The sequence below is a fragment of the Amycolatopsis sp. NBC_00348 genome, from assembly GCF_036114655.1.
Lineage (GTDB): Bacteria > Actinomycetota > Actinomycetes > Mycobacteriales > Pseudonocardiaceae > Amycolatopsis.
This window is the reverse complement of record NZ_CP107994.1, coordinates 5,869,624-5,896,277: the sequence shown is the minus strand read 5'-3', so window position 1 is coordinate 5,896,277 and position 26,654 is coordinate 5,869,624. Positions and strand designations below refer to the sequence as shown.

The following is a 26,654-nucleotide window of genomic DNA, read 5'->3' as shown; positions in this document are numbered from 1 at the left end:
CTCCGTTCTGCAGCAAGGGGTCGTGAGTGCGTAACAGTGTTAGAACACTGTTACGCACTCACGACCGGGGTCAGTAGACGTCCGGCTCTTCGCCGATCACCGGCGGCGCGACCGGGGCGGACTGGCCCCAGACGTTCTCCGTCTCCACCAGCCAGGCCGGGATCCGGCGCCCGGAGCCCATGTCCCCGCCGCCGCCCATGCCCATCGGCATCATGGGCATCATCGGCATCGCGCTCTTGGCGGCCGCCGCACCGGCGGCCCCGACCGCGCTGCCGGCCAGGCCGCTGAGCGCGTTGCCCGAGCCGCCGTCGCCGGCCAGGCCGGAGTGCGCCGCCGGGGCGTCCGCGCCGCCGCCGGCCGAAAGCCCGCCGGCTCCCCCGATGCCGCCGCCGATCGACGGCGCGTCACCCCCGCCGATCGGGATGCCGCCCCCGGCACCGCCTTCGACGCCGGCGCCGCCGCCGAGCTTCGTGCCGGGTGCCTCGTCCTTGTTCTCCTTGGGGTCCTTGCCGGACGCCCAGCCGGGCACCTTCGGCATGATCGAGCCGAACCGGCCGAACGCGGCGGCCGAAGCCGCGGCGAGCCCGGCGGTGAACATGTCGCCGAACAGCGGGTTCGACGTCGGCGCGGTCGTGCCGGGCTGCTGCGTGGTGCCGTCGGCGCCGGGCAGCGGGTGCCCGTCGGTCGGCGTGACGACCACGCCGGGATCGGTCGTGCCGTTGCCGACGAGCCCGGGCGCGCCGGCACCGCCCGCGCCGCCACCGGCGGGCGGGGCGACCGGCGTCTCGACGGCGTTCGGCGACGCCGGGATCGAGTCCTCGGCGACGCCGTACTCACCGGCCAGCGTGGTCATGACGGCGATCGCCTTGCCGTGCGCGGATCCCGCGGCGTTCGCGGCGGACTGCTGCGCCTCGACGTTCGAGATCGCCTGCTGGCGCTGCTGCGCGGCCGCCTGCATGACGGCGGGCGAGGCGTCCGGCGGCAGCAGCGGCGGGTTCACCGCGAGCGCGACGTCGGCGGGGGAGACGTCCGGCACCGAAACCGGCGGCGGCATCTCCTTCTTGGCCTTCACCAGCGCGTCGGCGGCGTCGTCGAGCATCACGTTCATCGCCTCGGCGGTCTGCGCCACCTTGGCGATGCCGTTCGCGAGGTCGACGATCATGTGCTGGTACTGGTCGGCGGCGCCACCGGTCCACTGGTCCTTGAACTGGGTGAGCTCGGAGTTCAGGTTGTGGGCCTGCTCGTGCAGGTGCAGCGAGGCGGACTTCCACTTGTCGGCGGCGTGCCGCGCGCTGTTCGGGTCGCCGGCCTGCAGCATCGCGTACAGCTGCTGATGGCTGTACGCGGCGAAGTTCGTGTGGGCCGTGGTGTCGTGGTGGTGGGTCATCCCTTGCTCCCGTCACTGTGCCCGAGGCCGAGCAGGCCGAGCACCGGGTCCAGCAGGCCCGTGACGGCGCCCGAGCTGTGCAGGTCGCCGGCCACCGACTGGTCGGCGTTCGCGTAGCCGTCGGCGACCGTGTTCGTGACGTCCTGCGCGAACCCGATCGCGCTGCGGACCTGGTCGAGCAGGCCCTGCATCTCCGACACCGCGGCGCGGTTGGCGTCGGCCAGCGACCCGGCCTCGCCGAACTCGCCGAACAGCAGCGGCTCGTCGCCGAGGGTGAGCAGGAAGTCGTTCGGTTTGGACATCGCCTGGATCTGGGTCTCCAGCTCCCGCACGAAGTCCTTCAGCGATTCCAGGTGGACGTAGTACGACTGGTCGTGCATCGGATCCCGTCTCTGTCCGCACGTGGGGGATGAGGGAAAGCCGGTCGGCCGGTGCGAGCGGGGGGTTTCCCGCACCGGCCGACCGACGTCTGGGCGCGGATCAGCCCGCGAACAGTCCCTGGTTGCGGTTCTCCAGCTGCTGCTGGAGGTCGTGGGCCTCGCCGACCTTGCCGCCGAACTGCGCGATGATGGCGACGATGTCCGCGGTGGCCTGGCGCAGCCGGGTCTCCGACTGGCGCGCCGCGTCACCGGCGGAGCTGCCGGAGGCGTACCAGGTCGCGGTGATGGGCTGGAGGTTCTGGTGCAGCTGCTCCAGCTGGGAGGTGAGCGCCTTGGCCTTGGCGGCCAGGGACGCCGAGCTGTGCTGCAGCGCGGCGAAGTTGATTTCGACGACGTCGGCCATCGGTACGTCCTCTCAGGTCAGGGGTTGAGGCGGGGGATCACGCCCGAGCCCTCGAGGGTGTTGCCGACCCCCTGGAAGCTCTGGTGGACGTCGGAGTCGCCGCGGCCGTAGTTCGCGTGGCTGGTGTGGACGAGCTGCGACATGGTGTCGAGCTCCTTCACGGCCGTGGTCATCTTCTCCTGGAGCCGGCGCTGGAGGTCCCAGAACGCCACGGCCTGGTCACCCTTGTAGTTGCGCAGGGCCTCGGTCAGCTCGGACTCCAAGCTGGCCATCGTGGACTTGGCGTTCGTGGCGGTTTCCTCGAAACCCTGGACGGCGCGCGTCATAGCAGCGGAATCTGCCTGGAATCCCGGACTGGACATCGACGGGCCACCTCCTTCCTGAAGCGAATTTCCCCTGGCGCGGTGATCCGCGCGGTGTGAAAGTCACGCTAGAAAGAAGGGGGGTGTGGTCAAACGGCACAACTGCCGGTCGTGCTGACGGCACTATTACCCACAGGGACCCGGCGGGGCCCGCCCCGCCCCCGGACGGGGGCGCGCTGCAGTGCCCGTCGTGACCGTCCCGGCCAGGCTGTATGCCGTGGCAGACAAGGGAATCCGCTGGTCACGCTCCGGTCGTGGCACCGCCCCCTGGTCGTGCTCGCCGGAGCACGGCGCCGCGGTGCGCGGCGTCGGTGCTCGGGCTGCTCGTAGATGATCGCACGGTGGTCAACACGCCGACCCGGCTCCGGGTGGTCTCTGCCGAAATTCTGAGATCCGCCCGGTAGACCCGGGGGCCCCGGACGGAAGGCGGCCCGAGATGGTCCACCCGCACGCTCTGCTCACCGAACTGGACCGCGCGCCGGACGTGCCCGCGTTCGAGCGGGGGGACGCGGTGACCACCCGGGCGTCGCTGAAGGAGCTGGTCGGCCGGTTCACCGCCGGGCTGCGGGCCGCCGGGCTCGGGCCGGGCGCCGGCGTCGGGATCGCCACCGCCGTCACGCCCGAGGGCTTCGCCGCGATCATCGCCGCGCACGTGCTCGGCTGCCGGGTCGTCTGCGTGCGGGCCGGGCTGCCGGTGCCGCAGCTGCGGCACATCGTCGAGGACATCGACGCGCTCGTGGTCGACGAGGCGACCGAGTCGCCCGAGCTGCTCGGCACCGTCGCCGGCGCGCTGATCCTGCGGATCGGGCCGGAGCTGCTCGCCGCGTACGAGGAGCCGGTGCCCGCGGGCCGGCCCGACGACATCGCGACGGTCGTGTTCACCAGCGGCAGCACCGGCGTCCCGAAGGGCGTCGCCTTCGACTACCGGGCCTTGAGCGAGGGCCGCGTCTGGCAGGCCCCGGTGCCCGGCTCGGCCCACGAGAAGCTCGGCGCGGGGTTCAGCCGGTTCCTGCTGTTCGGCACGCTCTCCAGCGCCGTGATGCTCGAACAGCTGGCGCTCTGCCTGCTCTCGGGCGGCACGGCCGTGATCCCCGACGGGCTCCCGGACTTCCCGTGGATCCTGCCGCGGCTGCGGGTGAGCGCGGCGCTGATGACCGTGCCGCGGCTGCACCAGGTCCTCGACACCCTGCGGGCCGAGGACGTCGACCTGAGCGACCTGCGGACGCTGATCGTGGCCGGCTCGCCGGTGCCGCCGCACAAGCTCGCGGAGGCGGCCGAGCTGATCGGGCCCGCGATGCACCACGCGTACGGCCAGACCGAGACCGGCATGCTGACGGTCTGCGGGGCGGACGAGGGGCCCGGATCCGTCGGGAAGGCGTGCGACACGGTCGAGATCGAGGTCCGCGACGCCGCCGGGGCGGCGGTGGCCCAGGGGCGGGAGGGCGAGGTCTGGGTGCGCACGCCGTCCGCGCTGGCGGGCTACTGGCGCGACGAGACCACGACGGCGGAGGTCCTGCGCGAGGGCTGGGTCCGCACCCAGGACCTCGGGCACCTCGACGCCGAGGGCTACCTGCACCTGTCCGGGCGCGCCCGCGACGTCGTGATCGTCAACGCGATCATCCACTACACCGGCCCGATCGAACACGCGATCGCCGCGCACCCGGACGTCGACCAGGCGTACGTCGTCGCGGTGCCGGACGCGCTGACCGGCGAGGCCGCGGTGGCGTTCGTGGTGCCGGTGCCGGGGCGTTCGCCGGACCTGGCCGAGGTGCGCAAGGGCGTGGCGGCCGAACTGGGGGAGGCCGCCGTGCCGGCGCGGTTCGAGCTGGTGGACGCGGTGCCGGTGGCGCCGTCGGGGAAGCCGGACAAGGCGGCACTCCGGGCGTCCATTGTGGACTAGAAGTGGGTGTCGACGCCGAACTCTTCGCGCAGGGCCCGCATGTCCGCGAGATCACGCCCGGCTGGCTCGTACCCCTGGTGGAAGAACACCTGCTGGGCCACGGAAACGCACGGCACCTCGACGCCGTCGATCCGGCCGGTGACGAAACACCCGGCTGGGTAAGGAAAAGTCCCGTCGGGGGCGGCCTGGACGGCTGAGCCGTCCGCGGCGAAGACCAGCGGGTGCAGGTCGAGTTCGGTGCCGCCGTCGGAGAGGACGAACCGGACCGGGCGCAGGTCGAGCGTCTCGCGGTAGCCGAGCTCGGCCAGCGCCGCGAGCACCGCGGGCTCCTGCTCCCGGCGGTGCAGCAGGTCGAGGTCGCGGTGTTCGCGCGTCTGCCGGCCGAGCAGGGCGTCGACGCCCCAGCCGCCGGCGAGCCAGACCCGCGCCGGGGCCAGGGTTTCGAGCACCCGCAGGACCGTGCGGGCGTCCATCACTTCCCGGCGCGCAGGTCCGTGACGACCTTGGCGATCCGCCGTTGCCGCGTCTCCTCGGTCTTCGCCTGCCCGATCGGCAGCACGAATCCCTGCTTCCGGCTGTAGGACAGGCTTTCGAACCGTTTCAGGGCTTCGGGATCGGCGGCCAGCGCGGCGGCCAGGTCGTCCGGTATCTCCAGCTCGCGCGGGGCGGTGTCGAGGACGATCTCGACGTCGACGTCGTCCCCCGCGGTGACACCCGCCTGCTCGCGGTTCTCGGCGCTGAGCGGCACGAGGAACTGCCCGCCGCGGCTCGCGACCGTCGTGCGGTAGCTGTGGCCGCCGAGGGTGACGGTGACCGCGGGCTTCTTGCCGGCGCCGAGCGCCTCGACGACGTCGTCGGGCACCGGCAGCCCGGTCGCCGTCTTGCCGCCGAGCAGGACCGTGGTGCGGAACTTCATGGGGCGAGTATGCCCCGCGCCGGCCTCCCGGGCGGTGAGGCCGGCGCGGGGCGCGTGTCAGACGCCGGCCGTGGTGCGGATCCAGCTGCGGCTCGACGCGATGCTCGCGTAGTTCTGCGTGCCCTGCGGGTTCGAACCGGAGTTGTTGCCGGTGGAGCAGACGCCGACCTGGACGCCGTTGTAGAGCTCCGGGCCGCCCGAGTCGCCGTGCCAGGCCGAGCCGTTGACGCCCTGGCTCGCGATGGCCGTGCCGCCGAAGGCGTCCGTGCTGGTGCCGGTGACGCGGACGTTGGCGGTCTTCAGCGTGCTCGACGGCGGGCTGGTGCCCTGCGTGCGGCCCCAGCCGTAGATCTGGTTGGTGGACCCGGACGGCGGGTTGCCGGTGCCGAGCTTCATGAAGGTGGTGTTCACCGCGGTCGTGAGGTGCAGCAGCGCGACGTCGCCGTTGGGCGAGGCCTTCTGCTGGTCGACGACGGCGTTCGTGCCCTGCTGGAGGGTCACGTTGCCGACCTTCACGTGCATGCCCGGCGAGTTCAGGCAGTGCTGGGCGGTGAGCACCCACTGCGGGGCGATGATCGTCCCGGAGCACTCGAAACCGCCGTAGGTGGTGACGTTGTTCCAGTAGATCTGCGCGCCCCACGGCGCGGAGGAGACGGTGCTCCCGCCGATGATGTCCTGCTGGGCGTCCGCGGCTCCCGCGGAGACCAAGCTCAACGCGGCGGCAGCGGCACCCACGGCGGCAACCGCCCTCGAAGCCCTCGACATTCGCATGAAAATGCCCTTCGGCCTGGTGATCCGTCCCGAGCGGGACGATCAGCCCAAGGTAAGTTGCGCCGGAATTTTCCGAAACCTACCGAAGTCGGAAAGTCGCCGACGGTGGAGCACGACCCGGAACTGTTCGACGAGCTGATGCGCACCGAAGCTCGCCGTCGGCCGGTCGGCCGCGTCGCGATCGTGGCGCTCGTGGCCGGGCTGATCGTCTTCGCCGCCTGCATGGTGTGGTGGCGGCAGCCGTTCCGGGAACAGCTGCCCGCGGGCGAAGCGCACGGGCTCGACATCGGCGTGTCCTACCAGCCGATCCTGGAACGCTGCCAGGCCGCCGCCCGCCCGGTTCCCGGCGCGCGCGTCCAGGTCATGACGCCGATCTCGGTCAGCGGCGCCGGGGGCAAGCCGCGGGCGGTCTGCTACTACCGCTTCGCGGCCGAGATGACCGCGCCCGCGCGCTGAGGGCTCAAGCCGGGCCGCAGTACTGGGCCTTCACCGGGTCGTGGTCGTAGCGCAGGCCGGTGCGGGTGAACGCGCCTGCCAGGTTGTCCCGGAAGCGCTCGAACGTCCACGGTGCGCGGACCGAGTCCAGCATCTCGCGCACCTCCGGGCAGGCCAGCGTCCGGCGGATCGCCGCCAGCCGGTCCGGCGGGAAGCCGGCCGGGGTGCCGACGCCCTGGTCCGCCACCGTCCAGATCGGGCCCGCGTACTTGTCGTGGCCGACGCGGCGGTCCGGGTACGGCGTCGTGTGCGCGGCCAGCGGATCCGCCAGGCCGATCGGGTCGTGGACCGCCACGTCGAGGGGCAGCAGCAGGCCCGGGCCGCCGATGTTGAAGAACGTCCCGGTGCTGTGGCCGGCCGCCGTCGGGTACGCGTGCCACGTTTCGTCGTCCCAGAAGATGACCGGGCCCGGTTCCGCCGCCAGTTGCGGGCGGATGCGGTCGGCGATCGCCGTGAACTGCGTGAAGTCCGTGGCCAGTACCGGGTTCGCGTGGCCGCTGGCGACGACGTAGCTCGCGCGCTCGTCGGCGATTCCCGTCGCCTCGTCGAGCGGCGCCGGCAGGTCGGCGTAGGCGGTCCGCAGGTCGCCGGCGGCGATCAGGGCGTAGGCGCCCAGCGCGGCCACCGGCAGCGCCGACGCGCGGGTGAGCCGGACCGTCATCACCGGCAGCAGCAGGCAGAACAGCGCCGGCAGCAGCATCCGGGCGTGCATGAAGTCGCCGCCCATGCGGACGACGTACAGCGCCAGGCCGAGCCCGGCCACCACCGGCACCGCGCACACGACGACCACTCGGCGGTCGAAGGAGAAGCGCCGGAGAAGCGCCGCCACCGCGCACAACGCCAGCGGGATCCACAGGAGGTACGGCGTGAAGAAGTCGTCCAGGTACGTGAAACCCTGGTCCCACCGCACCCTCGACGCCTCCTTCACCAGCGCGGTGTTCGGCGTCAGCAGGCCGTAGTAGCCCATGCGGAACACCTGGTACGCCAGCGGAAGCGCGGCGGCGGCCGCGAGCCAGGCCGCCGCGGCCCGCCAGCCCCGCCACTCCAGCACCAGCAGGCCGATCCCGGCGAAGACGCTGAACAGCAGGAGATCCGGCCGGACGAGCACGCCGAGGCCCACCACGACGGCCGTTGTCCACAGTGGACCGGACGGCTGCCGCCGGGCGCGGCGGACCAGCAGCCACCACGTGCCGCCCAGCCACAGGAGGATCAGGCCGGTTTCGAGCCCGGACGTCGCGAAGTCCCGGAACGGCGGCAGCGCGAGCACGACCAGCCCGCCGGCCGGCAGGGTGAACCCGCCGCTGAGCCGGCGGGCGCCGTCGAGGGCCAGCAGCAGCCCGGCGGCCGAGCAGAGCAGCCCGGTGACCACGGCGACCCACTCGAGCGGGACGCCGGGCACCCAGCCGAACGCGGCCAGCAGGTACGTCCAGAGCGTGCTGGTGTTGGCTTCGACGCGCTCGCCGACGTTGAAGACCGGCCCGTTCCCGGCCAGCAGCTGCCGCACGGTCCGCAGCACGATCAGGCCGTCGTCGCTCATCCACCGCCGGTCCCAGGCCGCGGCGGCGAAGCCGGCCACGGTGAGCCCCAGCGTCACGCGGTTGACGAGCCGCCACGGCGAGACGGCGGCGGGTTCCTCGACGACCACGGTCTTCACGGACAGCTCCCTGGGAAGACACCGGCGCCCGCGCGCGCCCGGGAAGCCGGCCGCGCCCGCGATGGCGCAGGCGGGAACTGTAGCGCGGTGCGGTCAGGACTCCACGGGCTTGGTCCACGCGACCTGCACCAGACCCGTGCCGTGGCGGCGCGAGACCAGCGTTCCGCGGCCCGGCGGCTGCGGTGACGGCTTGACGTCCGACAGCAGCGCGCCCTCGTCCTTGGTGCCCGACATGATCAGCCCCGGCGAGCCCAGCTCCCGCAGCCGCTGCAGCACCGGCTCGAACAGCGCGCGCCCCGCGCCTCCGGAGCCGCGGACGATGATCACGTGCAGGCCGATGTCCCTGGCCTGCGGCAGGAACTCCAGCAGCGGCTGCAGCGGGTTGCGGCCGACCGTGGCCACCAGCTCGTAGTCGTCCACCAGGACGAACAGCTCCGGACCGCGCCACCACGAGCGGTTGCGCAGCTGCTCCGGCGTCACCGACGGGCCCGGCAAGCGGTTGCGCATCGCCGTGGCGCAGTCCGCGATCAGCTCCGTCAGCTTGCCTTCCGCGCCCGCGTAACCCAGCAGGTGCTCCTCGGAGATCGCGCCCAGCAGGCCCCGGCGGTAGTCCGCGACGATGATGGCCGCTTCCTCCGGCGTGTACGCCGAGGTGATGCCGGTCGCGATCGCCCGCAGCAGCGAGCTTTTCCCGGACTCGACGTCGCCGAAGGCCACGAAGTGCGGGTCCGCCGAGAAGTCCAGGTACACCGGGCGCAACGTCGACTCCGCGATGCCCAGCGTGACCTGGCGGGAAGGGCCCGCGGCCAGCGTGTCCAGCGGCACCTCCGGCGGCAGCAGCCGGACCTGCGGCGCGCGCGGGCCCTGCCAGGCCTCGTTGATCCGGCGCGTCAGGTCGACGCCGCCCGCGCCGATCGTCTCCGGGCGCTGGTCGGCGTCGATCCGCGGCAGCGCCGCGAGGAAGTGCAGCTTCTCCGCGGTGATGCCGCGGCCGGGGCGGTCGGCGGGGACGTTGATCGCGACCTTGCGGTCGATCGAGGAGTCCATCGGGTCACCGAGGCGCAGCTCGAAGCGCGTGCCGATGGCGTCGCGCAGCTGGGCGCGGACGCCGATCCACTGGTTGAGCGAGACGATCACGTGGATGCCGAACCCGAGGCCGCGCGCGGCCAGCCCGGTGATCTGCTCCTCCAGCTGCTCGTACTCCTGGCGGATCGTGGTCCAGTTGTCCACGAACAGGAAGACGTCGCCGAACTCGCGGCCTTCGGTGCTCTCGGTGAACTCCGCGCGGCGCTGGCGGAACGTCGTGATCGACTCGATCCCGTTGGCGGCGAAGAACTCCTCGCGCTGTTCGAGCAACGTCGTCAGCTCGGCGACGACGCGGCGGCAGCGCTGGGCGTCGCGGCGGGTGGCGTAGCCGGAGGTGTGCGGCAGCCCGGCGATCGGCGCGAGCGCGCCACCGCCCATGTCCAGCACGAACAGCTGCACCTCGGCCGGGGTGTGGGTCAGCGCGAGCATGCCCGCGATGTCCTTCATCAGCGTCGACTTGCCGGTCTGCGGGGCGCCGACGATCAGCGCGTGCCCGCCCGCGCCGGAGAAATCGGCCCACAGCATGTCGCGGCGCTGCTCGAACGGCTTGTCCACCAGCGCGACCGGGACGGTCAGCTTCCCGTTGCCGCCCCAGCCGAGCGGGCACAGGCCGCGCGCGGCGTCCTCGCCCAGCGGCGGCAGGAGCTGGTCCAGCGTCGGCGGTTCGGCCAGCGGCGGCAGCCAGATCTGGTGCGCCGACGGGCCGCGGCCCTCCAGCCGCGACAGCATCGCGTGGATGATGGTCTCGCCGGTGCCGTCCGGCGCGACCGGGGCTTCCGAGATCTCGGTCGTCACCGGGATCTCGACCGGGGCCAGCGAGAACGGCAGGACGCCCAGGGCCTGGCCGTCTTCGCGGACAACGGTGCTGCGCGGCGGCAGCTCACCCGAGACGTAGGCCGCCTTGAGCCGGATGAGCGTGTCGGTGTCGGCCTTCAGGTAGGCCGACCCCGGCACCGGCGGCAGGTGGTAGGCGTCGGCGACCCCCAGCACCGCGCGGCTTTCCGCCGCGGAGAACGTCCGCAGGCCGACGCGGTAGGACAGGTGCGAGTCGAGCCCGCGCAGCCGGCCCTCCTCCAGCCGCTGCGACGCCAGCAGCAGGTGGATGCCGAGCGAGCGCCCGAGCCGGCCGATCGCGACGAACAGGTCGATGAACTCCGGCCGCGCGGACAGCAGCTCGCTGAACTCGTCGATGATGACCAGCAGCGACGGCAGCGGGTCGAGCGGCGCGCCGTCCGCGCGGGCCTTCTCGTAGTCCCGCACCGACGCGTAGTTCCCGGCCGAGTGCAGCAGCTCCTGCCGCCGCAGCAGCTCGCCGTTCAGGGCGTCGGCCATGCGGTCGACGAGCGCGAGGTCGTCGGACAGGTTCGTGATGACGGCGCACGTGTGCGGCAGACCGGTCATCCCGGCGAACGTCGCGCCGCCCTTGAAGTCGATCAGCGCCAGGTTCAGCGTCTCCGACGAGTGCATCACGGCCAGCGCCGTCACCAGCGTCCGCAGCAGCTCGCTCTTGCCGGACCCGGTCGCGCCGATGACCAGGCCGTGCGGGCCCATCCCGCCCTCGGCCGACTCCTTGAGGTCCAGCTCCACCGGCCGGCCCTCCGGGTTGATGCCCAAGGGGATCCGCAGCCGGTCCCGCGCCGCGCGCGGCGCCCAGGTCACGGCGGTGTCGGTGTCGCGCGGGTCGCCGATGCCGAGCAGCCCGGACAGCCCGAACGTCGCCGACATCGGCTTCTCGCCGACGACGGCCGCGGGCGTGTGCAACGGCGTCAGCATCCGGGCCAGCGCTTCGGCGGCGCCGCGGTCGAGCACGTCGGGGCGGCCGAGGAAGCCGAGCCGCTGCTCGGTGGCGTCGCCGACGACCATGCCGAGCGAGTCCGGCGTGGTGTGCAGGCTCAGCAGCTTCTCGGTCGAGTACGTCCGCGGGTGCTCCGCGCCGACCTCGATCACCGTGACGCCGAGCCGGCCGTCCACGCCGATCAGCCGGGGCTCGCCGTGGGCGTTGCCGCCGTCGACGACGACCACCAGGTGCGGCAGGTCGAGCTCGCTCGCCGCGCGGCGGCTGAACACCGGGCGCTCGCCCAGGTCCGGGCCGAGCAGCTCGGCCAGCGCGGCCGCGGTGTCGGCGGCCAGCCGCCGCGAGCCGACGGCGTCGGACGCCGTCGCGGCCGTCGCGTGCGGCAGCCACTTCAGCCACTCCCAGTCGTGCCGGCGATCCGGCGACACACACAGCGCGAGCCGCAGGTCGGAGGGGGAGTGGAAGGTGGCGAGCTGGCACAGCAGCGCCCGCGCCAGGCCGAGCACGTCCGGCCGGCGCCCGGCCAGGCTCACCGCGGCGAACGACCGCAGCGACAGCGCCACCGGCAGCCCGTCGACCGTCGAGTAGGTGCGGATGAAGTGCTTGAGGCTGGTCGAGGACACCGGGTCCAGGTCCTCCAGCGGCACGGTCTGCGGCGCCTTCAACGGCGTCGCCAGCCGCTGCGGCCCGGTGCCCGCGCGGACCTGCGCGAACTGCCCGTCCGTGCGCCGCCGGTCCCACAGCTGCCCGGTCTCGACGTAGGCCCACAGGTCGGCCGGGTCCGGCTGGACGGCGACCATCGCGGCGCGCTGGCCGTCGGCGATGTCCCGGACCTGGCCGCGCAGGCCGGTGAGATAACGCTGGTAGTCGCGGCGCTCGTCGTTGATCTGCGCCTTCTTCGCCATCCCGCCGCGGCCCAGCGACATCACGACCATGCCGCCCATGGCGCAGATGAACAACGCGCCGAAGATGTAGGTCATCACCCCGCCGTCGCGTCCGATGTAGACGAACGACATCGCGCCCATGCCGAGCATCATCGGCAGGAACATCATCAGCTGCATCATCCCGCCGGACGAGCTCTTCGGAAGCATCGGCGGCGACTGCAGCACGATCTCGGTCGGGCGCTCGGGCGAAAGGCTCATGCGGCGAAAACTCCAGATCGGGACGGCTCTGCCCGGTATTTTGGCCACTCACCGCCCGCTCGCGGTGGGTACTTTTGCCGTCCGCCCGCTTCCGGGGACGAACTTACGCTCTGCCGAGCAGCCATCCGCGGAAGGAGAGCCATGGCCGGCGAGTACCGGGCGGAGCCCGAGGCGATGCGCTCCGCCGTGGGCAACGTCGGGGGCATCATCGCCCACGGCATCAACGCCGTGGCCGATCTGGAACGCCTGGTCGTGCAGCCGACGTCGTTCGCGACGTTCGGCAGCGCGGTCGCCGCCGCCAACGCCGCCCTGCACTCCGGCCAGATCACCGCGGTCCGCACGCTCCTGCAGCTGTTGCAGCAGATCAACGGGCTCGTCAAGGCCAGCGCCGACGCCTACCAGGCGGCGGACCAGGACGTCGCCACCGGCTACGGGGGCGGCACCGCGACCGGCGGGGCCACACCGCCCGCGTCGATCTGGGGGAACTCGCACGCTTCCGAGCTCGCCACCCTGGCGATCAATGACAGCGCGGGCGCCCACGGCGAGCCGTCGTCGGTCGGCAACGTCCTGCGCTACCTCGGCGACGCGGACCTCGGCAAGCTCGGCGACCACCCGATCACCGACACCCGCTTCCACGGGGTCGCCGACTTCAACGACTGGCTCGCCGGCGACGCCGACAACCAGGCGCGGATGGGGCTGATCGAGGTCTACGCCGGCACCGCCCGCACGTTCTCCGACGTCCCCGGCGGCGTGCACAGCGGGGACGTCGTGGTGGTCGAGCCGCTGCTGTTCTCCGACCGCCAGCCGGTCATCGGCGTCGCCGGCGACGGCGGCCGCCTGTACAACCACGGGCTCCTCGACGCCCGCATCAGCGGACTGGCGAAAGTCAGTGTGTACCGGCCCGCTTCCGTCGTCTGAGCTGTGTTTCCCGCCCGATGAGACTTTGTGAGGTCGTCCGATGCTGACTTTCCCGAACTCCAGCGCGATGGACGCGACCGCGTCCTCGGGCGGGCCGATCACCATCCTGCCGCAGATCGTCACCGGCCAGCCGGAGCAGATCGCCCAGCACGTGCTCGACCTGGTCAAGAAGGCCGAGCAGTTCCTGAGCATGTACACCGAGCTGTCCAAGGCCGCCGACCAGCTCGGCAAGATCTGGTCGGGCGCGGCGAGCGAGTCGGCGCTGAAGAAGATCACCGACTCCCTCGACCAGCTCACCAAGATCATCGGCGTGGTCCAGAAGGGTGCCGAGCTGCTCGGCATCTCCGGCACGCTGATCAAGACCGCGCAGGAGGCCTACCGCGCGGTCGTCGCCGCGGTGAACCCGACGGTCGCCTCGCTGATGTCGAACCCGTGGACCTACGGCGCGGCGGTCGCTTTGTCGACCGGCACGAGCGCGTCGCTGCGGGCCTTCATCACGTCGATCGGCGCGCTGCTCAAGGCGCTCGGCGCGACCGACCTCGCCCAGCAGATCACCCAGCTGGCGACGGTCATCGGGGAGATCGAGAAGCTGTTCCACCACGACACCGGAACCGCGGGAGCGACGACGCCGTCGGCCGGGACCACCCCGGTCACGGCCCCGCAGGCCCCGTCGTCGGTGGCGAGCCCGGCCGGGCAGCAGGCGGTGGCGGGCGGGAGCGGCGGGGGGATCCCGCAGCAGCCTTCGTTCACCGACTACACCCCGCCCGCGCTCGCCACCGGCGGCGGTTCCAGCACCGGAGCGACCGGAGCCACGACGCCGGTGACGGCCAACGGCACCCCGCTCGACCCGTCGAACAGCTGGATCGCCGTGGACCCGGCCCAGAACGGCGCCACCGTGCCGACCCAGCCGGCGCCGGTCACCCAGCCCGTCACCCAGCCCGCCCCGGTCACCGGCGGCGCGGGCGCGGCCGGCGGCGCGAACGAGGTCGTCATCCACACCAACCTCACCACCGGGGAGTCCACTGTGGAGGCTCCGGGTGGGCAGGACTTCGACGTCGACATCAACCTCGACTACGACGGCAAGCACTTCAGCCAGCACGTCGGCTACGACGCGGCCGGGAACTAGCCGATGACGGGCTCGGGGGTCGTCGACGCGTCGGGAGTGGCCAGCTCCGTGCTGTCCGGGTACCGGCAGGTCCTCGTCGAGTGCCAGCGGCGCGTCACGGGTGACCCGGGCGCGCTGAGCGCGGCGTCGCAGCGGGTCGCCACCCAGGCCTCGACGGTTTCCGGCAAGGCCAAGGAGATCGACGAGTCCGCGAAGACGCTGCACGCGGACTGGGACGGCGACGCCTACACCGCGTTCGCCACCGCGGCGCGGAAACTGGGCGGGGAGCTGACCGACGCCGCCACGAAGCTCGACGACCAGGCGAAACGGCTCAGCACGGCGGCCCAGCTCGTGCAGTCCGCGAAGGCCGCCGTCGATTCGGTGCTCGCGCAGTTCGACCAGTACGCCCAGCAGCTGACCGCGCAGGCCCGCGCGGTGAACTCCGCCTCGGTCGGCGCGTTCATCCAGGCCGCCCGGCAGCTCGGCGAGCAGAGCGTCCAGGCGGCCCGCCAGGTCGTCGACGAGTACTCCGACGCGCTCGCCGAGCTGTTCCCGCCCGAGGGCACCCAGCGGCTGGAGTACAAGCTGGGCAAGAAGACCGCGGGTCCGCTGGGCTGGCTCAACGGCAGCCCGCTCGACGGGCGCAAGCGGCCGCGCGACGCGCCGTCGTGGTTCAAGAACTCGGGCTGGAAGAAGCTCACCTGGGACGGCCTGGAGGGCACGCGCGCGCCGAAGAAGGCGGACACGCCGTTCGGGCAGCCGAAGCCCGAAGGGCTCAAGGACAAGCTGGGCAACAACACCGAGATCACCTACTACAAGTTCAAGCAGGACCAGGACGGGCTCACCCCGGAGTACGACGGGAAGATCACGTCGAAGGGCTGGGACGTCGGCGCGTCCGGGCACACCGAGCTGGCCGCGGTGAAGGAAGAGGGCGAGCTCAAGGGCGACTGGGGTGTCTCCTCGGCGCACGCCAAGGGCACGGTGTTCGCCGGCGGCGAGGCGAGCGCGTCCGGCACGCTCGGCGCGCACGGCGTCGGCGCGCACGCGAACGTCTTCGTCGGCGGCAAGGTCGAGGGCGAGGTCGCCGCGGACGTCGCCGGCATCGGCGTCGGCGCGAACGGCACGCTGCAGTACGGCATCGGCGCGCAGCTCGACGCCCAGGCCGTCTACGACGCCGGCCACCTCAAGGTCAACTTCAAGGCGGGTGCCGCGCTCGGCTTCGGCGCGGGCGTCGGCGCGAAGATCGACATCGACCTGCCGAAGGTCGGCCACACGATCAGCGAGTACGGCGGCGCGGCCGCCGACTACGTCGGCACCGCGGCGCACGACGCCGCCAACGCCGTCGGTTCCGCTTGGGACGACGCGGTTTCGTCGGTGGGGGCGTGGTGACCCTTCCCCTGGACTTCGTGATCCCCGACGGCTGGACGGCCGTCGACCCCGGCGACTCCGGCGCGGTGTTCGTCGCCGTGCACGACGCGCCGGCCGGCGAGTTCGTCCCGAACATCACGGTGAGCGTGCAGCAGCGGCCCGACGCGAAGTCGATCGACGACATCGCCGCCGAAGCCGTCGAACGCCTGTCCCTCAGCTCGGCCGGGCTCGACGTCCTCAGCCACCGGGACGTCGGCGCCCCGGCCGCGCCCGGTGTCATGCAGCTGCTGCGCCTGCGCACCGGCGAGGGCACCGAGCTGATCCAGACCCAGGTGCACCTGACCGTCCCCGGCGCCACGCCGGAGCAGCGGCTGGTGCTCGAGCTCGCCTGCACGGCCGCGCCCGCGACCGCGCGGGCGCTCTCACCCGGTTTCCAGCGGTTCGTCGGCAGCGTCCACGTCCGCCAGCACGAAGGGAGACAACAGTGACCGATCCGTACGCGGTGCCGGACATGGACGAACTGCTGGCGCAGGTGCGCAAGCAGACCGAAGAGGTCCAGCGGATCCAGCGCACGGTCGAGGCGATGGAGGTCAAGGCGCACTCGCGGCAGAACGAGGTCACCGTCACCCTCCGCGGCGACGGCCGGTTCACCTCGATCGACATCGACCCCCGCGCGATCCGCGAGTACGACGCCCGCAACCTCTCGGAGATCGTGCTGGAGGCGGTGAACGCCGGGCTCACGAAGCTCGCCGAGGCTTCGAACGCGAAGTTCGCCCCGGTCATCTCGGCCGCCAAGAACATCTGATGACCGCCGACGTGTTCTTTCCCGCGGAGGCGCCACGATGACGGCCGCCGCAATCACGGGGACAACCCGCCGGGTCACCGTGGTCACGCCGCGGGCCCGGGTGGACGTCGCGCTGCCGCAGCAATCGACGTTCGCCGAGCTGGTGCCGCAGCTGGTGCGGCTGGCCGGCGCCGCCGGGCAGGCGTCGGCCGACCATCCCGGCTGGGTGCTCTCCCGGCTCGGCGGGGCGCCACTCGCACTCGGCCTGAGCGTCGCCGCGGCCCAGATCCGCGACGGCGAAGTCCTCCACCTGACCCCGCGGGAACGCCCGCGGGGTCCGCTGCTGTTCGACGACGTCATCGATTCGATCGCCAGCGTCGCCGACTCGAACGGCGGCTGGGGTCCGTCGGTCGCGCGGCGGTCCGGGCTGGTGGCCGCGGTCGTGCTGCTGCTCGCGGGCGGGCTGCTGGTGCAGGCCGCGGCGTCCGGCAGCGTGCTGGCCCCGATCGGGACCGGGCTGCTGGCGCTGGTGCTGCTCCTGGGCGGCGGCGCGCTGAGCCGCGCGTACGGCGACGCCGAGGCCGGCGCGGCCGGGTCGCTCGCCGGGGTCGGCGTCGCGCTGCTGGCCGGGATGTCCGTGCTGCCACCGCACCCGCTGTTCTCGCTGTCGGCCGGCCCGCTGGCCGCCGGGTTCGCCGCCGTGACGATCTACGGCGTGCTCGCGGCGGTCTCGGTCGCCGACCGGCTGCCGTGGTTCGTCGCGATCACGGTCGCGGCCGGCTTCGGCGCGGTGACGACCGGGGTCGTGCTGCTGGCCGGCACCACTCCGGTGGCGGCCGCGGCGGTGGCCGCGGTCCTCGCCACGGCGCTGGCCGCGGTGGCCCCGATGCTGGCGCTGCGCCTCGCGCGGCTCCCGCTGCCGCGGGTGCCGGAGGACATGGAGGCCTTCCGCGCCGACGAACAGCCGTCGCTGGGCGACGAGATGTTCGGCCGGACGTCGCGCGCCCAAGCCGTCTTGACGGGCCTGCTGGTGGCGCTGGGCCTGGTGGTCCTGTTCTCGACGGTGGTGCTGGCGACCGGCGGCCCGTGGGACGCCGGGCTGGCGGCGGTGCTGGGCCTGGCGTGGATCCTGCGGTCGCGGTCGTACGCGGGGAAGACGCAACGCCTGGTGCTGGTGGGTTTCGGCATCACGAGCCTGGTCGTCGCGGGCGGCTGGCTGGTGGCCTCGGGCAACCGCACGGCGATCTTCGCGACGGGCTGCGCGGTCGTCCTCGCGGCGGCGATCTGCCTGGCCTACGCCACCCGGGTAGCGCGCGGCCTGCGATCGCCGTACTGGTCACGGCTGCTGGACGTCTCGGAGTTCCTGGTGCTGCTCTCGCTGGTCCCGTTCGTCGGCATGATCGCGGGAGTCTACGAAGCCGTCCGCGGCTGACGCTGGTCCAAAGCCGTGAAGGCCTCCTTACCGGCCATAAGAGCCGGTAAGGAGGCCTTCACGGCTTTCAGGAGTCCAGCGCCAGCGGGAGCGTGCGGCGGACTCCGGCGCCGTGCCGGCCGTGCAGCGGGACGGCCGAGTGGCCCGGTGACGGCACCGGCTTGCCGGGACGGCCGCCCACCCGGATCGTCAGCTCCTCGTGTTCCTTGCCCGCCGCCGTGCGGCGCAGCGTGTACGACGTCGCCGTGAAGGCCGCCTCCGGGACCGAGACGTCCAGCGTCCGCACCGAACGCGGCATGAAGCACATCTGGCTCGCCTCGCCCCACGTCCACGCCCGCCAGTGGTCGGCCTGCGCGGCGGACGGACCCTGGACGCCCAGCGCCACCCGCAGCTCCTGGCCCAGCTCGCCCGCCTCCAGCACCGTGCTCGGGTAGCCGGCCTCGGCCAGCTCGCCCATCAGGCTCAGCGCCGCCGACGCCGTGCTGCGCAACGCACCCAGGTCGCCGCCGCCGCGGGCCAGCGCCGCGATCGGCGCGAGGTCCGGGCGGTAGCGCACGGCCAGCCAGCGCACCCGCAGCACCTGGTCGCCGCGCGGGACCGCCCACGTCAGCAGCTGCGCCGACGCCAGCGGGACGTCGGTGCGGCGGTAGGCCGCGCGCAGGATGTCCACCAGCACCGCGGACGAGGGCGAGCCCGACCCGGGCGTGAGGCGCACCAGCGCGCTCCACCCGCCGTCGACCTCCGCGACGCCGAAGCGGTTGCCCGCGCGGTCGACGTGCTGGCGCACCTTCACCGGTCCGGCGACGCGCATCAACGGGTCCGGGCTGTCGTGACGGGTGTCGTGCCGTCGCAGGCGGTACGCGATCCACGTCAGCGTCCAGCCGGCCGGGTGCCGCCCGGCGAACCGCACCGACGTCAGCAGCACCACCAGCCCGGCGGCGGCGCTGACGCCGATCCTGACCGGCTGCGCGAGGCCGCCGACGGTCCACGCGAGCAGCGCGGCGATGGCCGCGATCTCCCACACCGCGGCCTGCAGCGGCCGGATCGGCAGCAGCCAGGGCAGCGGCGCGCGAGCGGGTCGCGGCGGCGCCGGGCGGACGGCGGATTCAGCGGTTCCGACGGACACAGGTTCCCCTTTCCCCGGTCCGGGACGCTAGTACCTCCCCAGATACGGCGTGGGCGTAAAAATTACCCTCGCCGTGCCCGGATCGGGTGCTTAGCATCAACGGCTCGGAGGGTCGGTACGCACACACCGGGGGCGCAGCAGCGTGTGGACGCAGCGGGACCAGATCCAGGCGTACCAGTTCCTCCGCCGCAGGCTGGTCTCCGCGCTCGTCGCCGCCGACGCCAACCACCCCGTCTCGCCCAGCCGCCGCCTCGTGCTCGGCACCGTCCTGGGCCTCGTCGCCGCTCTGCTCGTGACCGCCGTCTTCGGCATCATCGGCCTGCTGAACCCCTCCGGCGGTAAAGACTGGCTGGCCGGCGGCAAGGTGATCGTCGAAGAGGGCACCGGCGCGCGGTTCGTCCTCGGCGCCGACGGCGTGCTGCACCCGGTCCTCAACTACGCCTCCGCCCGGCTGCTGGCCGGCGGCAACGGCGACGCGACCGTCTCGGTGTCCTCGGAGAACCTCGGCAAGGCCGGGCGCGGCGCCCAGATCGGCATCGCCGGCGCCCCCGACTCGCTGCCCGCGGCGCCGGCGCTGGTCACCGCACCCTGGACGAGCTGCAGCCGGACCACCCAGGACGCGCCCGCGTCGGCCGAGCCGCGCACCGCCGTCCTGCTCGCCGCGCCCGCGTCCGGCGTCGAACTGCCGCGTGACCAGGGCGTCATCGTCCGGCTGCCGCAGGGCGAGAAGTTCCTGCTCAGCGGCGGCCGGCGCTACAAGCTCGGCGACGAGGCCGCGACCGCGCTGCAGTTCGACAGCTACCCGACGATCGCGGTGTCCGCCCGCTGGATCGACACCGTCGCCTCCGGGCGGGACCTCACCGCGCTGCCGGTCGACGGCGCCGGCGGCCGCGGGCCTGTCGTGGGCGGCCGCGACACGCGCGTCGGCGAAGTGCTTTCCGTGGTCGACGCGATGGCCGCGCCCGGCACCGCGACGTCGTACTACCTGGTCCGCGCGGACGGGCTCGAGCCGGTCGGGCAGACCGAGGCGAGCCTGCTGGTGACGACCGAGGCCAACGCGGCGGCCTACGCCGGCACTCCGGCGCCGGTCCAGGTGCGCGCCGCCGACGTCGCCGGGGCGCCGAAGCTCGCCGCGCCCCGCGCCGGTGGCGCCGACCCGGCCGCCTTCCCGGACCGCATCCCCGGCAAGGCGCCGATCACCGGGAACTCGGTGACGCTGTGCAGTCAGGGGAACCGGTTGCTCGTTTCGGCCGAACTTCCGCTGCCCGCCGGATCCCGGGCCATCCAGGTCGCGACCCGCTCCGAAGCACGGGTGGCGGACGAGGTGTTCGTGCCGCCGTCGGGAGGTGCGGTGGTCGTCGAAGCGGGTTCGGCGACGACGTACTTGGTGACCGACACGGGCTTGAAGTATCCGGTGGTGAACACACAGGCGCTGGCCTCGCTGGGGTACGGAGGAGTGGCCCGCCAGTCGATCGCAGGTAGTTTGCTCGCATTGGTGCCGACGGGCCCCGCGCTGGATCCGGCCACCGCCGGCCGGCCGGCCCCGTCGGGTGGAACGGGGTGAAAGTCGTGCACATGACAGAAGAGCGCTCGACCGAAGACGCACTGGCCGCGATGGGCAAGATCCGGGTCGCGGTCGTCGAGGACCACCCGCTGTACCGCGTTTCCGTGGAGCGCGTGCTGGCCGAGGCCGACTTCGTCGAGCTCGGCGCGGTGGTCGACTCGGTCGCGCGCTTCCACGTCCACCGGCAGCCGCCGGGCAGCGTGGTGCTGCTCGACCTCGGCCTCCCGGGCGTCGCGGGCGCGGCGGCCGTGCTGGAGGTCTGCGAGCTGGGCCACCACGTGCTCGTCGTGTCCGCCCAGGCGGAACCGGACGTCGTGCTCGGCGCGATCGCGGCCGGCGCGCGCGGCTTCCTGTCGAAGGACGTCGACGCCGACGAGCTGCTGATCGCGATCAAAACGGTCGCCGACGGCGGCGCGTACGTCTCGGCGGTGGTCGCCGGGATGATCATCAAGGACAACGCCGACCGCCCGGTCACCGCGGCCGAGGTCGAGCTGTCGCCGCGTGAGGAACAGGTGCTGCGGCTGGTCGCGGCGGGGGAGCGGGACGTCGACATCGCCCTGATCCTCGGCATCGGCGTCCGGACGGTGCGCGGCTACCTCGACCGGATCCGCGACAAGACGGGCGAACGCCGACGGCCGGGGCTGGTCAAGGAAGCCATCCGGCGCGGTCTCATCGGCGGGTCCGGCCCGCGGCGCGGCGGTCGCAAGTGAGCGACTCCGGCGAGCAGACCCCGGCCCCGCGGCGCATCCGCGTCGGCGTGATCGAGGACCACCCGCTCTACCGGTACGCGCTGACCCGCGTGCTCACCGAGGCCCCGGACATCGAGCTGGGCGCGGTCGCCGACTCGGTGGCCCGCTTCGCCGTGCAGGAACAGCCGGCCGGCAGCGTCGTGGTGCTCGACCTCAAGCTGCGCGGCGTCCAGGACGCCGCCGCGGTCCTGGAGGTGGGGCACATGGGGCACAAGGTGCTGGTGGTGTCCGCGCACGCGGAGCAGCCCGAGGTCCTGGGCGCGATGCAGGCGGGCGCGAAGGGCTTCCTGTCGAAGGACGTCGACGGCGACGAGCTGCTGCGCGCCATCCGCACGATCGCCGACGACAACGCCTACGTGTCGCCGACGCTGGCCGGGATGATCATCCAGGACAGCGAGGAGCGGCACGCCGGGCCGAAGATAGTGCTGTCGGAGCGCGAGAAGCAGGTACTGCGCCTGGTGGCGGCGGGCGAGCGCGACGTCGACGTCGCGGAGATCCTCAACATCAGCGTCCGCACGGTCCGCTCCTACCTGGACCGCATCCGCGACAAGACGGGCGAACGCCGCCGCGCGGGCTTCGTCCGGGTGGCGATCCGCGAAGGCCTGCTCCGCTAAGGCGGCACTTTCACGTGAAAGTGACCACCAGGGGGCGGCACTTTCACGTGAAAGTGCCGCCTTCGGGATTCAGAGGCGGCGGTTGGCCAGGGCGCCGGTGGCGGTGCGGGCTCGCGCGGCCACCGCCGGGTCGACGTCCACCACCAGCGTCTCCGCGCCCGGGCCCGCCGCGGCGTGCACCCGGCCGAAGCCGTCGGACGCCAGGGAGTAGCCGATGCCCGTCGGCGCCTTCGGGTTCACCGTGACGCCCGTCGCCGCCGGGTCGGCCTGGCCGCACGCCAGGACCCAGCAGCCCGAGTCCAGCGCGCGGGCCCGCACCAGGACCTCCCACTGCTCGCGCTTGCCCTCGCCCGCGCCCCACGACGCCGGCAGCAGCACGACGTCGGCGCCGTCGTCGGCCAGCGACCGGAAGAGCTCCGGGAACCGGACGTCGTAGCACGTCGCGACGCCGTAGACGACGCCTTCGAACTCGAACGTCGTCAGGGTGGCACCCGGGGCCACGGTGTCGGACTCGGCGAAGCCGAACGCGTCGTAGAGGTGGATCTTGTCGTAACCGCGGTGGTGCCCGCCGCCGGTGACCAGCAGCGTGTTGCGCACCCGGCCGTCCGCCGGGGTGAACATCCCGGCGACGATCACCGTGTCGTGCTCGGCCGCCACCGCGGCGACCGCCGACGCCCACGGCCCGTCCAGCGGCTCGGCGACCGTGTCGAGGGGCCGGCCGAAGCGCGCCATCGTCGCCTCCGGGAACACGACGATCCGGGCGCCGTCGGCGACCGCCGCTTCGACGCCCGAGCGAACCAGCTTCAGGTTCGCTTCCGGGTCGTCACCCGAGTTGAGCTGGCACAACGCGATTCGCGCCACCGTGGCCTCCTGCATGCTGGGATCCGCCGTCACCGGGGAGTATCGCCGAACGGGCCGGGATCGTGACCTCGTACCCTGGTGGGCATGCTGAACCGCACCGACCTGCGTGGGCAGGTCCCGACCGCCGCCGAACTGCGCGCCACCCTCCCGCGTGCCGAATACGACGTGGACGCGGCGCTGCATCAGGTGCGGCCGGTGGTCGAGGCGGTCCGCGATCGCGGTGTCGAAGCCGTCTTGGAGTACACCGAGAAGTTCGACAAGGTCCGGCCGGTGAGCGTGCGCGTGCCGCGCGAGCGGCTCACCCAGGCCCTCGCCCAGCTCGACCCCGCCGTGCGCGCCGCGCTGGAGGAGTCGATCACCCGGGCCCGCAAGGTGCACGACGGGCAGCGCCGCACCGACGTCACGACCACGGTCGTCGACGGCGGCACGGTCACCGAGAAGTGGGTCCCGGTCGAGCGCGTCGGGCTGTACGCGCCGGGCGGGCTCGCGGTGTACCCGTCGACCGTGGTGATGAACGTCGTCCCGGCGCAGATCGCCGGCGTCGGCTCGCTGGTCGTCTGCTCGCCGCCGCAGGCCGGGTTCGCCGGCCTGCCGCACCCGACCATCCTCGCCGCGGCCGAGCTGCTGGGCGTCGACGAGGTGTGGGCCGTCGGCGGCGCGCAGGCCGTCGCGCTGCTGGCCTACGGCGGCACGGACACCGACGGCACCGAGCTGACCCCGGTCGACGTCGTCACCGGCCCGGGCAACATCTACCTGACCGCGGCGAAGCGCATGCTGCGCGGCCTGATCGGCATCGACTCCGAAGCCGGCCCGACCGAGATCGCCATCCTCGCCGACGAGACGGCCGACCCGCTGCACGTCGCCGCCGACCTGATCAGCCAGGCCGAGCACGACCCGCTCGCCGCGAGCGTCCTGGTGACGACGTCGGAGGAGCTGGCCGACGCCGTCGACAAGGAGCTGGCAGGCCGCGTCCCGGCGACCAAGCACACCGAGCGCGTCACCGAAGCCCTGGGCGGCAAGCAGTCCGGCGTCATCCTGGTGTCCACTGTGGATGACGGCCTGACCGTGGTCGACGCCTACGCCGCCGAGCACCTCGAGATCCAGACGGCGAACGCGCGCGAGGTCGCCGCCCGCGTCCGCAACGCCGGCGCGATCTTCGTCGGCGCGTACGCCCCGGTGTCGCTCGGCGACTACTGCGCCGGCTCCAACCACGTGCTGCCCACCGGCGGGTTCGCCCGCCACTCCTCGGGCCTGTCCGTGCAGAGCTTCCTCAAGGGCATCCACGTCGTGGACTACTCCGAGGACGCCCTGCGCGAGGTCGCCGGCCGCGTCGTCGCGCTGGCCAACGCCGAGGACCTGCCGGCGCACGGCGAAGCCGTCACGGCCCGATTCGCGGGGGAGGCCCGATGACCATCGGCGAAGAGATCACGCTGGACGAGCTGCCGCTGCGCGAGGACCTGCGCGGCAAGTCGCCCTACGGCGCGCCGCAGCTGGACGTCCCGGTCCGGCTCAACACCAACGAGAACCCGTACCCGCCGCCGCCCGAGCTGGTCGCGGACGTCGCCGAGGCGGTCCGCGCGGAGGCGGCCGAGCTGCACCGCTACCCGGACCGCGACGCCCTCGAGCTGCGTCACGACCTGGCCGACTACCTGAGCGTGTCGACGCGGGTCGTGCTCACCGAGGAGAACGTCTGGGCCGCCAACGGGTCCAACGAGGTGCTGCAGCAGATCCTGCAGGCCTTCGGCGGTCCCGGGCGCAGCGCGCTCGGCTTCGAGCCGTCGTACTCGATGCACCCGATCATCGCGTCGGGCACACGTACCGAGTGGCTCCCGGCGCCGCGCCGCGCCGACTTCACGCTCGACACGGCCGCGGCGGCGTCGGTGATCCGGGAGAAGCGGCCGGACATCGTGTTCGTCACCAGCCCGAACAACCCGACCGGCGGCTCGATCCCGCTCGACGAGCTGCGCGTGGTGCTGGACGCGGCCACCGGGATCGTCGTCGTCGACGAGGCGTACGCGGAGTTCTCGTCGCAGCCGAGCGCGGTCGAGCTGCTGGCCGACTACCCGGCGCGGCTGATCGTGTCGCGCACGATGAGCAAGGCGTTCGCCTTCGCCGGCGGCCGGCTCGGCTACCTGGCGGCGGCCCCCGCGGTCGTCGACGCGCTGCTGCTGGTGCGCCTGCCGTACCACCTCTCGCGGCTGACCCAGGCGGCCGCGCGCGCCGCGCTGCGCCACGCCGACGCGACGCTGGGCACCGTGCACAAGCTGGCCGCGGAACGCGACCGCGTCGTGGAAGCCTTGGCGGGTCTGGGTTTCGACCCGGTGCCGAGCGACTCGAACTTCGTCCTCTTCGGACGGTTCGCTTCGCCGGCGACCGCGTGGAAGTCCTATTTGGACGCCGGAGTGCTGATCCGGGACCCGGGCATCCCCGGGCACCTGCGCGTCAGCATCGGCACCCCGGAGGAGAACGACGCCTTCCTCGAGGCGAGTAAGGAAGTATCACGATGACGCGCATCGGCAAGGTCGAACGGACCACCAAGGAGTCCTCGATCTCCGTGCAGCTGGACCTCGACGGCTCGGGCGAGGTGGAGATCTCGACCGGCGTCCCGTTCTACGACCACATGCTGACGGCGTTCGGCGTGCACGGCTCGCTGGACCTCAAGGTCGAGGCGACGGGCGACGTCCACATCGACGCGCACCACACGGTCGAGGACACGGCGATCGTGCTCGGCCAGGCGCTCCGCCAGGCGCTGGGCGACAAGAGCGGCATCCGCCGCTTCGGCGACGCCTGGATCCCGATGGACGAAACCCTGGCCCACGCGGCGATCGACGTCTCGGGCCGCCCGTACTGTGTGCACGTGGGCGAGCCGGAGCAGTTCACCACCTTCACGATCGGCGGCAACTACCCGTTCGTGCTGACCCGCCACGTGTTCGACTCGCTGGCGTTCCACGCCCAGATAGCGCTGCACGTCCGCGTCATCCACGGCCGCGACCCGCACCACATAGCGGAGGCGGAGTACAAGGCGGTGGCAAGGGCCCTGCGCGCGGCAACGGAACCGGACCCCCGAGCGGGCGGCATCCCCTCCACGAAGGGCGTGCTCTAGACCGCGAACACCGCGCCGGGCGTCGCGACCTCGACCTGTCCCGTGTGGACGGCCGAGGCGCGCTCGACAGCGTCGGCGGCGCCGAGGAACGGCCCGAGGTGGGTCAGCACGAACCGCCCGGAGGTGTGCGCGGCCCGGGCGGCGTCCTCCGGCGTCAGGTGCACCGTCGACGGCTCCGGCCCGTCCGCCTCGCAGAGGAACAGGTCGGCGCCGTTGGCCAGGTCGGTGAGCGCAGCGCACGGGCCGGTGTCGCCGGAGTACGCCAGCACCCGGTCGCCGTCGGTCACGCGGACGCCGAACGCCGGGAAGCCGTGTTCCACCGCCGTGGTCGCCAGTGTCAGCCCGCCGGCCTCGGCGAAGTGACCGTCGTGCAGTTCGTGCACCTCGAACGCCTCGCCGATCGGTGCCGCCGCGGTGTTCGTCAGGAACGCGCCGAGCCGGTCCGCGATGCCCGGCGGGCCGTACAGCGGGATCGGCCGTGCCGGCCGGAGATCGGCGAACAGCAGCGCGTACACCGCCGGCAGCAGGTCGGCGACGTGGTCCGCGTGCAGGTGCGAGATCCAGATCGCGTCGACGTCGGTGAGGGTGGTGTGCTCCTGCAGCGCGGCCAGGGTGCCGGGCCCGGCGTCCAGCCAGAGCGTGGCGCCCGCGCTGCGCACGAGGTACCCCGAGCACGGCGCGCCGGGGCGCGGGTAGGGGCTGGCACTGCCCAGCACGATCACGTCGAACGGCATGTGGC

The 26,654-nt window shown here is 73.0% G+C and carries 26 protein-coding genes; 14 read left to right on the top strand and 12 right to left on the bottom strand.

From position 1 onward, the window contains the following. Positions 1-70 precede the first annotated feature (70 nt). The 4 genes from OHS58_RS25335 to OHS58_RS25320 all read right to left on the bottom strand — a co-directional run bounded on the left by OHS58_RS25335 (position 71) and on the right by OHS58_RS25320 (position 2,532). A complete protein-coding gene (locus tag OHS58_RS25335; protein WP_326955066.1) occupies positions 71-1,387 on the bottom strand; it encodes a WXG100 family type VII secretion target in 1,317 nt (438 codons plus the stop codon). After that, entirely contained in the window at positions 1,384-1,767 is a 384-nt protein-coding gene (locus tag OHS58_RS25330) for a hypothetical protein (RefSeq protein ID WP_247062789.1), read from the bottom strand. The genes OHS58_RS25335 and OHS58_RS25330 overlap by 4 nt, the downstream gene beginning before the upstream one ends. Before the next feature lie 100 nt (positions 1,768-1,867). Next, complete coding sequence (locus tag OHS58_RS25325; RefSeq protein ID WP_072480751.1) at positions 1,868-2,170, bottom strand: hypothetical protein; 303 nt, start codon at positions 2,168-2,170, stop codon at positions 1,868-1,870. Positions 2,171-2,187: 17 nt separating this feature from the next. Beyond that, entirely contained in the window at positions 2,188-2,532 is a 345-nt protein-coding gene (locus OHS58_RS25320) for a WXG100 family type VII secretion target (RefSeq protein WP_256475974.1), read from the bottom strand. 436 nt (positions 2,533-2,968) lie between these two features. Between OHS58_RS25320 and OHS58_RS25315 the strand changes: the two genes are divergently transcribed. After that, complete coding sequence (locus OHS58_RS25315; RefSeq protein WP_326947357.1) at positions 2,969-4,432, top strand: class I adenylate-forming enzyme family protein; 1,464 nt, start codon at positions 2,969-2,971, stop codon at positions 4,430-4,432. On the opposite strand, the gene OHS58_RS25310 is transcribed toward OHS58_RS25315, so the two are convergent. From OHS58_RS25310 to OHS58_RS25300, 3 genes are read right to left on the bottom strand one after another with little or no spacing between them, the layout of a single operon-like run. Next, a complete protein-coding gene (locus OHS58_RS25310; RefSeq protein ID WP_247062797.1) occupies positions 4,429-4,905 on the bottom strand; it encodes a nucleotidyltransferase domain-containing protein in 477 nt (158 codons plus the stop codon). The two genes, OHS58_RS25315 and OHS58_RS25310, sit on opposite strands and share 4 nt — an antisense overlap. Then, on the bottom strand, positions 4,905-5,348 hold the full coding sequence (locus OHS58_RS25305) for a YdeI/OmpD-associated family protein (RefSeq protein ID WP_328644225.1): 444 nt from the start codon (positions 5,346-5,348) through the stop codon (positions 4,905-4,907). The genes OHS58_RS25310 and OHS58_RS25305 overlap by 1 nt, the downstream gene beginning before the upstream one ends. A gap of 57 nt (positions 5,349-5,405) precedes the next feature. Continuing rightward, entirely contained in the window at positions 5,406-6,083 is a 678-nt protein-coding gene (locus OHS58_RS25300) for a S1 family peptidase (RefSeq protein ID WP_326947359.1), read from the bottom strand. A 141-nt stretch (positions 6,084-6,224) separates the two neighbouring features. On the opposite strand from OHS58_RS25300, the gene OHS58_RS25295 reads away from it, so the two are divergent. Continuing rightward, on the top strand, positions 6,225-6,575 hold the full coding sequence (locus OHS58_RS25295; protein WP_328644224.1) for a hypothetical protein: 351 nt from the start codon (positions 6,225-6,227) through the stop codon (positions 6,573-6,575). A 4-nt stretch (positions 6,576-6,579) separates the two neighbouring features. Here OHS58_RS25295 and OHS58_RS25290 read toward each other — a convergent pair whose 3' ends face one another. Together OHS58_RS25290 and eccCa are read right to left on the bottom strand one after the other, a co-directional pair. Beyond that, positions 6,580-8,268 (bottom strand): arabinofuranosyltransferase, encoded by a 1,689-nt coding sequence (locus OHS58_RS25290; RefSeq protein WP_328644223.1) that lies wholly within the window; start codon positions 8,266-8,268, stop codon positions 6,580-6,582. Between the two features lie 93 nt (positions 8,269-8,361). Next, on the bottom strand, positions 8,362-12,291 hold the full coding sequence (gene eccCa / locus OHS58_RS25285; RefSeq protein ID WP_328644222.1) for a type VII secretion protein EccCa: 3,930 nt from the start codon (positions 12,289-12,291) through the stop codon (positions 8,362-8,364). A gap of 141 nt (positions 12,292-12,432) precedes the next feature. On the opposite strand from eccCa, the gene OHS58_RS25280 reads away from it, so the two are divergent. Genes OHS58_RS25280 through eccD form a run of 6 tightly spaced genes read left to right on the top strand, consistent with a single transcriptional unit; the run spans position 12,433 to position 17,898 of the window. Then, positions 12,433-13,209 (top strand): WXG100 family type VII secretion target, encoded by a 777-nt coding sequence (locus tag OHS58_RS25280; protein WP_326947363.1) that lies wholly within the window; start codon positions 12,433-12,435, stop codon positions 13,207-13,209. Positions 13,210-13,249: 40 nt separating this feature from the next. Further along, positions 13,250-14,335, top strand: a complete 1,086-nt coding sequence (locus tag OHS58_RS25275; RefSeq protein WP_328644221.1) for a hypothetical protein — start codon at positions 13,250-13,252, stop codon at positions 14,333-14,335. Between the two features lie 3 nt (positions 14,336-14,338). Further along, positions 14,339-15,703: a WXG100 family type VII secretion target gene (locus OHS58_RS25270; RefSeq protein WP_328644220.1), complete on the top strand. Its 1,365-nt coding sequence runs from the start codon at positions 14,339-14,341 to the stop codon at positions 15,701-15,703. After that, positions 15,697-16,170, top strand: coding sequence for a hypothetical protein (locus OHS58_RS25265; RefSeq protein ID WP_326947367.1), 474 nt, complete (start codon positions 15,697-15,699; stop codon positions 16,168-16,170). Before OHS58_RS25270 ends, OHS58_RS25265 begins: the two co-directional genes overlap by 7 nt. Next, positions 16,167-16,487, top strand: coding sequence for a YbaB/EbfC family nucleoid-associated protein (locus OHS58_RS25260; RefSeq protein WP_247062813.1), 321 nt, complete (start codon positions 16,167-16,169; stop codon positions 16,485-16,487). The genes OHS58_RS25265 and OHS58_RS25260 overlap by 4 nt, the downstream gene beginning before the upstream one ends. A 37-nt stretch (positions 16,488-16,524) precedes the next feature. Next, the gene (gene eccD / locus OHS58_RS25255; protein ID WP_247062821.1) at positions 16,525-17,898 is read left to right on the top strand and encodes a type VII secretion integral membrane protein EccD; all 1,374 of its coding nucleotides are present in this window, start codon (positions 16,525-16,527) and stop codon (positions 17,896-17,898) included. Between the two features lie 67 nt (positions 17,899-17,965). On the opposite strand, the gene OHS58_RS25250 is transcribed toward eccD, so the two are convergent. Beyond that, entirely contained in the window at positions 17,966-19,024 is a 1,059-nt protein-coding gene (locus OHS58_RS25250) for a type VII secretion protein EccE (protein ID WP_326955057.1), read from the bottom strand. Positions 19,025-19,166: 142 nt separating this feature from the next. On the opposite strand from OHS58_RS25250, the gene eccB reads away from it, so the two are divergent. From eccB to OHS58_RS25235, 3 genes are read left to right on the top strand one after another with little or no spacing between them, the layout of a single operon-like run. Beyond that, positions 19,167-20,588, top strand: coding sequence for a type VII secretion protein EccB (gene eccB, locus OHS58_RS25245; RefSeq protein WP_328644219.1), 1,422 nt, complete (start codon positions 19,167-19,169; stop codon positions 20,586-20,588). An 11-nt stretch (positions 20,589-20,599) separates the two neighbouring features. Further along, a complete protein-coding gene (locus OHS58_RS25240) occupies positions 20,600-21,298 on the top strand; it encodes a response regulator transcription factor (protein ID WP_247062827.1) in 699 nt (232 codons plus the stop codon). Continuing rightward, entirely contained in the window at positions 21,295-21,951 is a 657-nt protein-coding gene (locus tag OHS58_RS25235) for a response regulator (protein ID WP_247062829.1), read from the top strand. Before OHS58_RS25240 ends, OHS58_RS25235 begins: the two co-directional genes overlap by 4 nt. A gap of 69 nt (positions 21,952-22,020) precedes the next feature. Here OHS58_RS25235 and OHS58_RS25230 read toward each other — a convergent pair whose 3' ends face one another. Continuing rightward, a complete protein-coding gene (locus OHS58_RS25230) occupies positions 22,021-22,812 on the bottom strand; it encodes a carbon-nitrogen hydrolase family protein (RefSeq protein WP_328649857.1) in 792 nt (263 codons plus the stop codon). A gap of 84 nt (positions 22,813-22,896) precedes the next feature. Here OHS58_RS25230 and hisD point away from each other — a divergent pair, with 84 nt between their 5' ends. The 3 genes from hisD to hisB are packed head-to-tail and all read left to right on the top strand — an operon-like array spanning position 22,897 to position 25,915. Beyond that, positions 22,897-24,222 carry a histidinol dehydrogenase gene (gene hisD, locus OHS58_RS25225; protein WP_328644218.1) on the top strand — a complete coding sequence of 442 codons (1,326 nt, stop codon included), beginning with the start codon at positions 22,897-22,899 and terminating at the stop codon, positions 24,220-24,222. Beyond that, positions 24,219-25,319, top strand: a complete 1,101-nt coding sequence (locus OHS58_RS25220) for a histidinol-phosphate transaminase (protein ID WP_328644217.1) — start codon at positions 24,219-24,221, stop codon at positions 25,317-25,319. Before hisD ends, OHS58_RS25220 begins: the two co-directional genes overlap by 4 nt. Then, positions 25,316-25,915 (top strand): imidazoleglycerol-phosphate dehydratase HisB, encoded by a 600-nt coding sequence (gene hisB, locus OHS58_RS25215; RefSeq protein WP_328644216.1) that lies wholly within the window; start codon positions 25,316-25,318, stop codon positions 25,913-25,915. Before OHS58_RS25220 ends, hisB begins: the two co-directional genes overlap by 4 nt. On the opposite strand, the gene OHS58_RS25210 is transcribed toward hisB, so the two are convergent. Further along, positions 25,912-26,649, bottom strand: a complete 738-nt coding sequence (locus OHS58_RS25210; protein ID WP_328644215.1) for an MBL fold metallo-hydrolase — start codon at positions 26,647-26,649, stop codon at positions 25,912-25,914. The genes hisB and OHS58_RS25210 overlap by 4 nt on opposite strands. Positions 26,650-26,654 lie beyond the last annotated feature (5 nt).